Origin of the sequence: Okeania sp. SIO2F5, assembly GCF_010692685.1 — a bacterium.
Classification (GTDB): domain Bacteria; phylum Cyanobacteriota; class Cyanobacteriia; order Cyanobacteriales; family Microcoleaceae; genus Okeania; species Okeania hirsuta.
Map to the genome: position 1 here is coordinate 17,738 of NZ_JAAHGU010000010.1, position 13,228 is coordinate 30,965.

The following is a 13,228-nucleotide window of genomic DNA, read 5'->3' on the forward strand; positions in this document are numbered from 1 at the left end:
TCCTCAATTAGTATTAAAATAAAGTTTGATAGAATTGTGCTAGTAACATCAAATCCGGTAGCATCGATGTTATTCAGTATTTTAAAGATCAGAGTCTACATTAGACATCTCCAGAAAATAGGGAACAGGAAACAGGGAACAGGGAACCCACCCCTCGCCCCTCCCCCTCCCAGGAGGGGAGTAATTGATAATTTATGGATAATAATTGATTTAATTTTTGATTTTTACCAGATGTCTATTGTAGGGGCGTTAGCGGCAGCTTGGCGTTAGCAAATGGCCATTCGCCCTTACCCATTGTATGAAGATCGAAGAAATTATATTACTCCGATTTCTCGGGAACCGTAGCCAACGGATTTGATATAAGATTTCGACTCAGTTTCAGTTATTCTTTCATGTTTTTAGGTTGTATTATTTAGAATAAAGACTTTTTTATCAGTTTCAGGAAATTGTTGACTGAAGAGGAAGGACAATTGTAAATTCTGTTCCTTCTCGAGGAGTTGAAGTCACATAAAGATTTCGGTAGTGCCTGTGCGAAAGTGTGGGAATGGTAATATAATCATTGTCCTCAAACACTTTCTATGATCATGGAATGTCCTCTATGTGGCCATCATCAAACTCGGGTATCATAGAAAGATAAGTATTGGAAGTCAAGGATATGATTGTCCTGAATGCCGACAAACTTTTCCTGCGGAATGCAGGGCAAACACCGATACTTTTGACACTCTCTACCATCGTAGAAAAATTCAACCTGAACAGATGCCCATGGTTCTACTCGCTGACGTTGAGGGCAGTAGTTGAAGAGGGATGAGTCAAAAGGGCTAACTACTGAAGCCGAATAATTGGACAAAATTAGACAAATGTTAAAAAATGTTAAAAATCTCATTGTTATCTGCTATCATACATTAACATCATCCTCAGCATTGTCAAAGACTTTTTTTCATGGCTTACCAATTCAAATGCAATCAATCAAGACCAAACTAAAAGTTAATAATAAACAAAAAACAATACTTGCCAAACACGCAGGTGTAGTTTGCTGGCGCAAAGCTTCGCTAACGTCATGCTTATAACTGGGGATTAGCAACTTGCATTACTGAATATGAATCAAGCAAGAAACGACTGAGTGCTATCACTTTACATAAGCGTTTGGTAGCTGAAGTTAAAAGTGAAAATCCCTGGTATTATGAAGTTTCAAAGTGCGCTCCTCAGCAAGCCTTAAGAGATTTAGAGAGGGCATTTAAAAATTTTTTAACTATTCCTAAACGTGGATTTCCAAACTTTAAGAAAAAAGGGAAAAAAGACAGTTTTTATCTAGAAGGAAGTATCAAAATCCTGAAAGGAAACTATATACAATTACCAAGAATAGGAATAGTAAAAACTTATGAAATATTACCATCTGTACCAATAAAAAACGTTGCGATATCAAAACGTGCGGGTAATTGGTATATAAGTTTTAAATATGACGATCGGCCCAACCCTACTACAAAAGAACGAGATATTATTGGTGTAGATGTTGGTATAAATACTCTAGCAACTTGTAGCGATGGAACCAAATTTGCCAATGTTAAAGCCTACAAACAAGCCAAAAAACGACTAACTCGTTATCAACGGCGTGTCAACAAAAAAGAGCCAGGCTCAAAAAACAGAGCCAAAGCCGTAAAAAAACTAGCTTCATCTCATAAAAAAGTAGCAGATATCAGAGCAGATGCACTACATAAACTAACAACATGGTTAGCTAAGAACCACAGCACCATAGTGATTGAAGACTTAAATGTAAGTGGAATGCTAAAAAATCATAAACTAGCAAGTGCAATTGCTGATTGTGGTTTTTATGAGTTTAAACGTCAGCTCACATACAAATGTGAATGGTATGGCAGTGAGTTAATAATCGCTGATAGGTTTTATCCAAGTTCTCAATTATGTTCTCAGTGTGGGCATCAACAGAAAATGCCGTTGCATAAGAGAACCTACGAATGTAGTAACTGTGGTTTTGAAGCAGACAGAGACTTTAATGCTGCTGTCAACTTAGAAAACTATGTGCATCAGTAGGTGGAGTTCCCGCCGATTTGAAGCCTGTGGAGAAGATAAGTTGCAGACTGCGGTCAGTGGTCTTCTGTGTTTGCGCAGCATTGCGTCAGCAAAACAGGAAGCTAGCTCCAAAACCCTCTTGGGTAAGTTTGGGTAAGTTTAGTAGAACGGGAACAAACAAAGATCACAGTTAGGTTAGGGTTCGCGGAGCGTGGTGTCAGGCGTATGGCCTACTTGAATTGGATTTGGGTTCATAATCGCCATCACAATACTGCTGCCCAAAGCTCGGGGTTGGCGTTGGTGGAGCAAGTGCGGCAGCTATATCGCCCCTTGGGACTGGAATGATATAATTACTGATCCCACACTTTGCGCTCTGCACTACCAAGATTTCCTCCATGTTTATGTTCGATAATTTGATGGGCGATCGCTAATCCTAAATCCGTCCCTTTTCCCACATCTTTAGTTGTAAATAAGTGGTCAAAAATCTTGGCTTTAACTTCTTGATTCATCCCCTGACCATTATCAGCAAGAGAAATTTTAACTCCTTGATTTTCCATTGAAGTTGTAATTTTAATTCGGTTAGGATTAACCTCAATTTCTGCAAAACTTAAACCTGTATTTGATTCATCTAACGCATCAATAGCATTGGCAATAATATTCATAAATACCTGATTTAACTGACCGGTAAAACAATAATTTTTTGGTAAATCTCCATAATTTGTAATTACTTCAATCCCAGGGCGATGTTGATTTGCTTTGAGGCGATGTTTGAGAATTAACAGAGTACTATCAATACCTTCATGGATATTAAAAGGTACTTGATAATCTTTATCTGCACGAGAAAAAGTACCCAGAGAAGTGCTAATATTTTTTAATCTGTCCCACGCTATAGTCATCGAATCAATTATTTTAGGTAAGTCTTCTAAACTATAATCCAAATCAATTTCTTCTGCATAGTCAATAATTTCATTACTCTTGTTGGTCAAACTTTCTTGATATCGTATTTGATGAAACACTAAACATCTCCTCCAAAAGAGGGAATAGGAAGAAATAATTGATAATTTCTATACGATAATTGATTTTATAGCGCTGCGCGCAGGCAACAGCTCCGGAAGGCAACAGCGGTGCGACCCCGCGACGACGCCAGCTCGCTTGCGGAATGCGCACTCCTGTGAGGCAATAGGGGGAATAAAAATCTGTTTGCGCAGCATCTCCGTTGGAATAATATAAGACTTTTAGCTATTGGACAATTCCTACAATTTGTAAATATGCCAGCGCACATTGCTATATTTTTATTTTTGGAGATGTCTACTTATAATTTAATTACTGCAATACAAAAATACTTATAAATTATGACTGAAATATTAGTAATAGGTTACGGTAATACTCTCCGCAGTGATGATGGTGCTGGTCAACGGGTGGCAGAGTTAGTAGCAGAGTGGGAATTTCAGAACATCCGATCGCTCCCAGTTCATCAACTTACTCCAGAATTGGCAGAACCTATATCTCAAGCAGAATTAGTTATTTTTGTTGATGTTTATCCGGCAACTTCTGAACAAGGTTTACAGATACATCAACTTTGCGTTCCCCACACTCCACACACTCTAGAAACGGGGGAACTTGAGAGTCAGGGTTTAAATATTGGGCATACAGGAGATCCGCGATCGCTACTTGCTCTTAGTCAATTTGTTTATAAAAATGTACCTCCGAGTTGGTGGATATTAATACCCGCAGTTAATTTTGAATTTGGGGAAGATTTTTCGAGGGAAACAGCTCAAGGAATTACAGATGCTTTAGCACAAATTCAACATATTTTTGTTAATTAAAGTTTAAAAGTTTTATTGACAATTTTTTTTTAATTTAGCAGTTATTTTCTCAAGTTTTTGTTATGTGCCAAAATCAAGTTTTGTAAAAAAACTTTAAGTGATAGTTCAATTAGCAAAAAATAGTTGGATAATAATAGTGAAGGAGGTGGGTGTTAAAGAATAGAAATACACTCAATAAAGTTTTATGGTTAGCAATATTAATACGGAACAAAACCTCTCGCAACTACAAAGCCAAATAACTTCAAAAGACGAAGCATGGCAAGGATTTAAACAAGGAACGTGGACAAAAGAAGTTAACGTTAGAGATTTTATTCAGAAAAATTATACTCCATATACAGGGGATGAATCTTTTCTGGAAAACATCAGTGAATCAACAGACTTTCTCTGGACTGAAGTTAAAGAATTAATGAACCAAGAACGGGAAAAAGGCATTTTAGATGCAGAAACGAAAATCCCTTCTGGTATTACTGCTTACGGGGCAGGTTACATCAATCAAAATTTAGAAAAAATTGTCGGTTTACAAACGAATAAACCCCTCAAAAGGGCAATTATGCCTTTTGGGGGCATTCGAGTGGTTGAGAAATCTTTAGAAGCTTATGGTTATCAAATAGATCCTCAAACCCATGAAGTGTTTACTCAATATCGTAAAACCCATAATGACGGGGTTTTCGATGCTTATACCCGGGAAATGCGGAAAGCTCGTCACTCTGGCATTATCACAGGTTTACCTGATTCCTATGGACGGGGACGTATCATTGGAGATTATCGTCGCATTGCCCTATATGGGGTTGATTTTCTGATTGAAGATAAACAGGAACAGTTGTATTCCCTTGAATACGATGTCATGGATGAGGAAGTAATTCGTTTACGAGAAGAAATATCAGACCAAATCAAAGCCTTGAAAAAATTGAAAACCATGGGAGCAAGTTATGGTTTTGATTTGGGAAATCCCGCAACGAATAGTCAACAAGCTGTACAATGGACGTATTTCGGATATTTAGCTGCTGTTAAAGAGCAAAATGGTGCAGCTATGTCTTTGGGACGTGTCTCTAGTTTCCTGGATATTTACATTGAAAGGGATTTGAAATCAGGAGCGATCGCTGAAGCTGAAGTTCAAGAATTAATCGATCAATTCGTGATGAAACTGCGGATGGTTCGCTTTTTGCGCGCTCCTGAATATAATCAGTTATTTGCAGCAGATCCGGTTTGGGTGACAGAAGTAATTGGTGGAATGGGAACAGATGGTCGTCCCCTCGTGACTAAAAATAGTTTCCGTTTCTTGCATACTCTCTACAATTTAGGACCTGCACCTGAGCCAAATTTAACGATTCTTTGGTCTGAACAGTTGCCCCGCGCTTTTAAACAATATTGTGCTAGGGTTTCCATTGATACCAGTTCTATTCAGTATGAAAATGATGACTTAATGCGTCCAGAATTTGGGGATGATTATGGTATCGCTTGTTGTGTCTCGGCAATGAGAATTGGTAAACAAATGCAGTTTTTTGGGGCACGAGTTAATCTAGCAAAAGCGTTACTCTACGCTATTAATGGTGGTAAGGATGAAAAACACGGCGATCAAATTGCCCCTGCTTATGCTCCTATTACCAGTGAGTACCTAGATTATGAAGAAGTGACAGCTAAGTTTGACGTTTTGATGGACTGGTTAGCGAAATTGTATGTTAATAGTCTGAATGTCATTCATTATATGCACGATAAATATTGCTACGAAACTTTAGAAATGGCATTACACGACCGCGATGTTTATCGGACTATGGCTTGTGGAATAGCTGGTTTATCTGTGGTGGGAGATGCGCTGGCGGCGATTAAATATGGAAGTGTCAAAGTTATTCGGAATGAAGAAGGGTTAGCGGTTGATTACGAAGTGACAGGAGATTATCCCAAGTTTGGCAATAATGATGAGCGGGTTGACGAAATCACTTCTGGCGTTTTAAGCAGTTTTATGGATAAAATCCGCAAAAACAAAACTTATCGTCATGCAACACCTACTCAGTCAATTTTAACCATTACTTCAAATGTGGTTTATGGTAAGAAAACTGGCAGCACACCTGATGGACGAAAAGCAGGGGAACCATTTGCACCGGGAGCAAACCCCATGCACGGACGAGATACTAAAGGAGCGATCGCTTCTATGGCTTCCATTGCCAAATTACCTTATGAAAATGCTAAAGATGGAATTTCATACACATTCTCTATTGTGCCAGAAGCATTAGGGAAAACTGACGATGGAAAAGTAAACAATTTGGTAGGAATGTTAGATGGTTATTTCCACGACACGGGACATCATATCAATATTAACGTTCTCAACCGAGAAACTTTGCTAGATGCAATGAACCGTCCTGAAGAATATCCTCAGTTGACTATTCGAGTATCAGGTTATGCAGTTAACTTCATTAAACTGAGTCGCGAACAACAATTGGATGTGATTAATCGGACATTCCACAATCAATTGTAGAAGGCAGAAGGCAGGAGGCAGTAGGCAGGAGGAAAGAAAAGGTTAGAAGGGATAAAGTTTCTCGATCGCTGATTATTTTGTAGGGGTGAACAGCTGTTCACCTCTCCAATCTCCAATAATAAAAACAGGACTTAGGCATTTTCGAGAGGAGTAATTTACATGGGATCGACTGGCATTATTCATTCAATAGAGACCTGTGGAACGGTCGATGGTCCAGGAATTCGATTTGTTATTTTTACTAAAGGTTGTCCCTTAAGATGTTTATACTGCCATAATGCTGATTGTCGTCATACGGAAAATGGCAAGTCAATGTCTGTTGATGAATTGATTTTAGAAATTGAAAAATATCAGTCTTACTTTAAATTTTCTGGTGGCGGTGTCACGGTAACTGGTGGTGAACCTCTGATGCAGCCTGAATTTGTCAAAGAAATTTTTCAAAGATGTCGTCTGCTAGGAATTCATACTGCTTTAGATACATCGGGATATGTCCATTTGAACGTTGCTAAATCTGTTTTAGAATATACAGATTTGGTATTATTAGATATTAAATCTTTTGATCCAAAAATTTACCAGAAAGTAACCAATGTTTCTCTGGAACCAACCCTTAATTTTGCTCGGTATCTCAACGAAATTCATAAGCCAACATGGATAAGGTTTGTGTTAGTCCCTGACTTGACAGATCCCATTGATAATGTAACTGGATTAGCTGAATTTATAGAGCCTTTTGATAATGTTGAAAGAGTTGAAGTTTTACCCTTTCATAAAATGGGAGAATACAAATGGCAACAACTAGGATATGATTATCAACTCAAAACAACAGAACCTCCTTCAGATGAATTATTAGAAAGAACTATTAATATCTTCAAAAGTCATAACCTAATAGTTCAATAATGTGAGAAGGCAAAAGGTAGAGTGCAGATAAATAATGGCTGAAATATTAATAATAGGTTATGGGAATATTTTCTACAGTGATTATGGTGCAGGCAGAAGAGTAGCAGAGTTCGTAGCAAACTGGAAATTGTTGAATTTGCGATCGCTCCCTCTCCTCCAACTTACCCCTGACCTAGCAAAACCAATGTCTGAAGCCAAGTTAGTCATTTTTGTTGATGTTTATCGCCCTTGGGACTCGCCTGAATTACTTGTTGGTTATTACAATTACGCTCCACCCCTTCCTCACCTTAAAAATTGTGTGGGGCAAGTTGTAGATCCTCTATCGCTACTTGCTCTCAGTCAGTTTATTTAGGGCTTGCTGAATAAAGCTAAAAGTCAGTATAGCTAAGGCTTATGAGCTTTTTATATTCAGTTTATACCAATTTCATAAAATATTGCAAAGCGTGAAGACACAGGGAACAGGGAACACCGAAGCTGGGAACAGAGAAAGAAAAACATAAATATTAAAGAGGAAAAAAGGTGGAAATTTTAGAATTTATAGAATTTATAATTTTTTCTTTTAGGAATAAATCACAAATTAAGATGTAACTGCCTTTGCGTGAATTTGGTATTATATCGTCGTTCTTGGCTCTTATTGGCATCAATTTACTGAAATTTTCTGCTGAAATTCAAGAAAATTTCTTCACATAAAATGGCCGAAACTGTTGCCTGTTCCCCACACATCGACCCGTCTCCGCGTCTCCGCGTCCCCGTGTCCTACCTCCACCAACCAATTTTTTCAGCAGACCCTATTTACAGTTACGTACCTCCCGCTTGGTGGATATTAATTCCTGTATTCAATTTTCAATTTGGGGAGGAACTTTCTCCGATGGCAGAAATAGGTATTCACGACGCTTTAACACAAATTTTATTGTTAGATAAGTTTTAAAGCTTTTTTATTAATAAATCCCAAGAGTTAATTTTCAAAAGCCTTGTGTATTAAAAAATACATGACCCCCATTTTGTTCTCGTCCAATACCAACTCAACAAAAGATTTAGCAAAAAAAGCTGCATATAGGTGTAAAAAAAACATCAATTTTTAGAAGTAAGAAACAGGTAGAATATTCAAAATAGATCTAATTAATAAATTACTAAACCTAAAAAGCTTCGGGAGGAAGTACGCAGTGCCCGTTTTAACGGCTGGTTGAATAACGACACGCGGGTAATAAAGCGGAGTGAAGTTCTGCTATAATAGAAATAGCAAGTAAGAACAAGGTTTGTTGCCATGATCTCTAGCTAGTGCGGTGAAATTCCGGTGGACAGGAGACGGGGAATAGATTTCCTACGACGGCTGTTAGCTCCGCATTCAGCACCGAAAAGCAAGAAGGCAGCTAGAGCAGCGAGAAGATTGCTCCAACATATTAAGTAAAACCACTCGTGAAAGCTATTGAAAAAAAGTAAGCTAACAGCTAGATAATAGTCTATGCCGAGAAGCCTAGAAGTCTGCCCTTCAGGCTTGAAGCAAATGTGGATTTATGAGGGACTGCGTGCGGAAGTAAATTCCGCACTTTAAACGCCCCGTCCCATTTGCGGTGGGTTAACCGCAGAATCCAGGGTGTTTCAACCCCTGGAGATGTCAAAAATCCACAATATTTGTAAATAACCAGAGAATTTCAACAGGAGAATATCTATGAGTGACAAAACTTTTGCAACACTGGATGGTAACGAAGCAGTTGCCCGTGTTGCCCACAAACTCAATGAAGTTATTGCCATCTATCCCATTACCCCCTCCTCACCAATGGGTGAATGGGCAGATGCTTGGTCATCCCAAGGCACGCCGAATATTTGGGGTACAGTTCCGAGTGTGGTTGAAATGCAGAGTGAGGGTGGGGCGGCCGGAGCAGTACATGGTTCGTTGCAAACAGGTTCTCTAACTACAACGTTCACAGCATCTCAGGGATTATTATTAATGATTCCTAATCTTTATAAAATTGCTGGGGAACTCACTTGTTGTGTTATTCATGTTGCAGCTCGTTCTTTGGCAGCTCAAGGTCTGTCTATATTTGGCGACCACAGTGATGTGATGGCTGCCCGCGCTACTGGTTTTGCGATGTTGTGTTCTGCTTCGGTACAAGAAGCTCACGACTTGGCACTTGTTTCCCAAGTTGCCACTCTGGAAGCAAGACTGCCATTTATTCATTTCTTTGATGGTTTCCGCACTTCCCATGAGGTACAGAAAATTGAACTTCTGCCAGAAATGGTTTTGCGGGAAATGATCGATGATGAATTTGTTTTTGCTCACCGCGCTCGTGGTTTGACTCCTGACCGACCAGTTTTACGGGGTACAGCTCAAAACCCGGATGTTTATTTCCAAGCTAGGGAAAGTGTTAATCCTTTTTACACGGCAACTCCGGATATTGTTCAGAAAGCAATGGATAAATTTGCCGAACTGACAGGGCGACAATATCAATGTTTTGAATATCACGGTGCTGTTGATGCAGACAGGGTTATTATTCTCATGGGGTCTGGTTGTGAAACAGTTCACGAAACTGTAGACTACTTAACTGCCAATGGTGAAAAAGTTGGGGTATTGAAAGTTAGACTATATAGACCATTCGATGCCAGAAGGTTAGTCGCAGCATTACCTGAAACAGTGAAAAAAATTGCTGTGTTAGATAGGACAAAAGAGCCTGGTGCAAGTGGCGAACCTCTTTATCAAGATATAGTTACTGCTCTGAATGAAGAATGGTCAGACGCAATGCCAAAAGTAGTCGGCGGTCGTTATGGTTTATCTTCTAAAGAGTTTAACCCGGCAATGGTGAAGAGCGTTTTTGACAACCTCAGTGCCGATAAACCCAAAAATCATTTTACAGTCGGCATCAACGATGACCTTTCTCACACATCTTTACCTTTCGATGCAGGTTTCTCTATCGAACCAGATAATGTGGTGCGGGCAATGTTTTACGGTTTGGGTTCCGATGGTACGGTCGGTGCGAATAAAAACTCCATTAAAATTATTGGGGGAGAAACTGACAACTACGCTCAAGGTTATTTTGTCTACGACTCGAAAAAATCTGGTGCTGTTACTGTCTCCCACCTCCGCTTCGGTGCTAACCCCATTCGTTCCACTTATCTCATCGACCAAGCAAATTTTGTCGGTTGTCACCAATGGAGTTTTCTAGAAAAATTAGACGTTCTGACCTCCGCAGCTAACGGTTCTATTTTTCTGATGAATAGTCCCTACGCTCCTGATGAAGTTTGGGAAAAGTTGCCTGTGGAAATTCAAGAGCAAATTATCCGCAAGAATTTAAAAGTCTACGTCATCAATGCAAATAAAGTTGCTAGTGACAGTGGGATGAGAGGACGCATTAATACAGTAATGCAAACCTGTTTCTTTGCCTTAGCTAATGTTTTGCCCAGAGAAGAGGCGATCGCTCAAATTAAAAAATATATCCAAAAGACCTACGGCAAAAAAGGTCAGGAAATTGTCAATATGAATTTACAAGCGGTTGACAATACTTTGGATAATCTCTACGAAGTTAAAATTCCCACGGAAGTTAGCAGTAGTCTCCACCGTTTACCACCCATTCCTGACACAGCGCCAGAATTTGTCCGGGATGTCTTGGGCAAAATGATTTCTAGGGAAGGCGACCAACTACCAGTCAGCGCTTTACCATGTGATGGAACTTACCCCACAGGTACAACTAAATGGGAAAAACGTAATGTTACTCAAGAAATTCCTGCTTGGGACCCTGATGTTTGCGTGCAATGTGGCAAGTGTATTATGGTTTGCCCTCATTCGGTCATTCGTGGTAAAGCTTATGAGGAGACTTTGTTAGATAATGCTCCGGCAACATTCAAATCTACAAATGTCAAAGATAAAGATTTTTCCGGACAGAAATTTACTATCCAAGTCGCACCCGAAGACTGTACTGGTTGTGGTGTGTGTGTAGATATTTGCCCGGCGAAAAATAAATCTATGCCATCCCGCAAAGCAATAAATATGGAAGCGCAGTTACCATTGCGGGAACAAGAAAGGGAAAATTGGGATTTCTTCCTGGGTCTACCTAACCCCGACCGTCGCTCCCTCCATCTCGACCGCATCCGTCAACAACAATGGCAAGAACCCTTATTTGAATTTTCCGGTGCTTGTGCGGGTTGTGGCGAAACTCCCTATATTAAATTAGTCAGTCAATTATTTGGCGATCGCTCAGTTGTGGCAAATGCTACGGGATGTTCCTCTATTTACGGCGGTAACTTACCCACAACTCCTTGGACAAAAAATGCAGACGGTCGCGGGCCTGCTTGGTCAAATAGTTTGTTTGAGGATAACGCCGAATTTGGTTTAGGTTTCCGTCTGTCTCTCGACAAACATGGTCAATTTGCTGCGGAGCTTTTGCAAAAAGTAGCGGCAACTGTGGGAAATAATTTAGTTAATGCCATTCTGAACGCTTCCCAAAAATCTGAAGCTGATATTTGGGAACAACGGGAGCGAGTCGCTCAAGTCAAGGAAAAATTGCAAGGGGTAGATTCGCCAGAAGCAAAGCAATTGTTTACTTTGGCAGATTATCTGGTGAAAAAATCTGTTTGGATAGTTGGTGGTGATGGTTGGGCGTATGATATTGGTTTTGGTGGTTTAGACCACGTTATCGCTAGCGGTCGAAATGTGAATATTTTGGTTATGGATACGGAGGTTTATTCTAATACTGGCGGTCAGTCTTCCAAAGCAACTCCTCGTGCGGCAGTTGCTAAATTTGCAGCAGGAGGAAAACCATCAGGTAAGAAAGATTTAGGTTTGATAGCAATGACTTATGGCAATGTTTATGTTGCCAGCGTTGCCATGGGAGCGCGAGACGAACATACCCTCAAAGCATTTTTGGAAGCTGAAGCTTATGAAGGACCATCTTTAATTATTGCTTACAGTCATTGTATTGCTCATGGAATTAATATGACCACTGCCATGAGTCATCAGAAAGCTCTGGTGGAAAGCGGTCGGTGGTTGTTGTATCGGTATAACCCAGACTTGGTACAACAAGGTAAAAATCCTTTGCAACTAGATACGCGATCGCCCAAGAAACCAGTAGGCGAGTCGATGTATCAGGAGAATAGGTTCAAAATGCTCACCAAGAGCAAACCTGCTGATGCCAAAGAGTTATTAGTACAAGCGCAGGAAGATGTTAATACTCGTTATGCGATGTATGAATATTTGGCAGCTCGAAAATTAGAAATTTCCAATGGTAACGGTAACGGTAATTCTGATGCTATGAAAACACCAGAAAAAACTACTAATAGCTAGTAGTTTCCGAGGGATAAAACTGTAGGTTTGGTTAAGCGCAAGCGCAACCCAACAACAAGATATAGTTTGAGGAATTACGCATTTTTGAGTTCTAATATAGAATCCGGTTGAATAGTTATTGTATAGTTGAGAGTAGGGGAGTGGGGGAGATTAAAGGCTTGAAGTAATTATAGAATTATCAACATATACTAATTAAATAATTGTGGTTTAAAGCCTCCCCTTTTAAGGGGGAAAAATTGCTAGGATATTTCCTTATATTCAATTCCGTAACGGTTAAAATCCGAGGTAATTATCCATTATCCATTATCAATTAATGAATCCTACCTCCTCGCTCATTCCCCGTTCCTCCTGTCTTCCCCTCCCCTCCTGGGAGGGGTTAGGGGTGGGTTGTCTCCTGAAGATATAGTTTGAGGAATTACGCATTTTTGAGTTCTAATATAGAATCCGGTTGAATAGTTATTGTATAGTTGGGAGTAGGGGAGTGGGGGAGATTAAAGGCTTGAAGTAATTATAGAATTATCAACATATACTAATTAAATAATTGTGGTTTAAAGCCTCCCCTTTTAAGGGGGAAAAATTGCTAGGATATTTCCTTATATTCAATTCCGTAACGGTTAAAATCCGAGGTAATTATCCATTATCCATTATCAATTAATGAATCCTACCTCCTCGCTCATTCCCCGTTCCTCCTGTCTTCCCCTCCCCTCCTGGGAGGGGTTAGGGGTGGGTTGTCTCCTG

The 13,228-nt window shown here is 39.7% G+C and carries 8 protein-coding genes and 1 pseudogene; 8 read left to right on the forward strand and 1 reads right to left on the reverse strand.

What is annotated here, in order from left to right:
• Window positions 1–36 precede the first annotated feature (36 nt).
• The 3 genes from F6K27_RS06590 (at window position 37) to F6K27_RS06600 (ending at window position 2,046) form a co-directional block, all read left to right on the forward strand.
• Window positions 37–270, forward strand: a complete 234-nt coding sequence (locus F6K27_RS06590) for a hypothetical protein (protein ID WP_287284628.1) — start codon at window positions 37–39, stop codon at window positions 268–270.
• A gap of 330 nt (window positions 271–600) precedes the next feature.
• Window positions 601–798, forward strand: coding sequence for a hypothetical protein (locus tag F6K27_RS06595; protein WP_287300851.1), 198 nt, complete (start codon window positions 601–603; stop codon window positions 796–798).
• A 288-nt stretch (window positions 799–1,086) separates the two neighbouring features.
• On the forward strand, window positions 1,087–2,046 hold the full coding sequence (locus F6K27_RS06600; RefSeq protein ID WP_287274578.1) for an RNA-guided endonuclease TnpB family protein: 960 nt from the start codon (window positions 1,087–1,089) through the stop codon (window positions 2,044–2,046).
• 329 nt (window positions 2,047–2,375) lie between these two features.
• Here F6K27_RS06600 and F6K27_RS06605 read toward each other — a convergent pair.
• Window positions 2,376–2,996 (reverse strand): annotated as a pseudogene (locus F6K27_RS06605) (sensor histidine kinase); the annotation flags it as partial.
• Between the two features lie 381 nt (window positions 2,997–3,377).
• On the opposite strand from F6K27_RS06605, the gene F6K27_RS06610 reads away from it, so the two are divergent.
• The 5 genes from F6K27_RS06610 (at window position 3,378) to nifJ (ending at window position 12,490) form a co-directional block, all read left to right on the forward strand.
• On the forward strand, window positions 3,378–3,851 hold the full coding sequence (locus F6K27_RS06610) for a hydrogenase maturation protease (RefSeq protein ID WP_124146229.1): 474 nt from the start codon (window positions 3,378–3,380) through the stop codon (window positions 3,849–3,851).
• A 184-nt stretch (window positions 3,852–4,035) separates the two neighbouring features.
• Window positions 4,036–6,324: a formate C-acetyltransferase gene (pflB, locus tag F6K27_RS06615; RefSeq protein WP_353735945.1), complete on the forward strand. Its 2,289-nt coding sequence runs from the start codon at window positions 4,036–4,038 to the stop codon at window positions 6,322–6,324.
• Window positions 6,325–6,483: 159 nt separating this feature from the next.
• Entirely contained in the window at window positions 6,484–7,215 is a 732-nt protein-coding gene (gene pflA / locus F6K27_RS06620) for a pyruvate formate-lyase-activating protein (protein WP_124146231.1), read from the forward strand.
• A gap of 34 nt (window positions 7,216–7,249) precedes the next feature.
• Window positions 7,250–7,567 (forward strand): hypothetical protein, encoded by a 318-nt coding sequence (locus tag F6K27_RS06625; RefSeq protein WP_124146232.1) that lies wholly within the window; start codon window positions 7,250–7,252, stop codon window positions 7,565–7,567.
• A gap of 1,317 nt (window positions 7,568–8,884) precedes the next feature.
• Window positions 8,885–12,490, forward strand: a complete 3,606-nt coding sequence (gene nifJ / locus F6K27_RS06630; RefSeq protein WP_287274557.1) for a pyruvate:ferredoxin (flavodoxin) oxidoreductase — start codon at window positions 8,885–8,887, stop codon at window positions 12,488–12,490.
• Window positions 12,491–13,228: the final 738 nt, after the last annotated feature.

Coding starts and splice junctions, on each gene's coding strand:
- F6K27_RS06610 (WP_124146229.1), top strand. CDS start 3,378: ATGACTGAAATATTAGTAATAGGTTACGGTAATACTCTCCGCAGTGAT.
- pflB (WP_353735945.1), top strand. CDS start 4,036: ATGGTTAGCAATATTAATACGGAACAAAACCTCTCGCAACTACAAAGC.
- pflA (WP_124146231.1), top strand. CDS start 6,484: ATGGGATCGACTGGCATTATTCATTCAATAGAGACCTGTGGAACGGTC.
- F6K27_RS06625 (WP_124146232.1), top strand. CDS start 7,250: ATGGCTGAAATATTAATAATAGGTTATGGGAATATTTTCTACAGTGAT.
- nifJ (WP_287274557.1), top strand. CDS start 8,885: ATGAGTGACAAAACTTTTGCAACACTGGATGGTAACGAAGCAGTTGCC.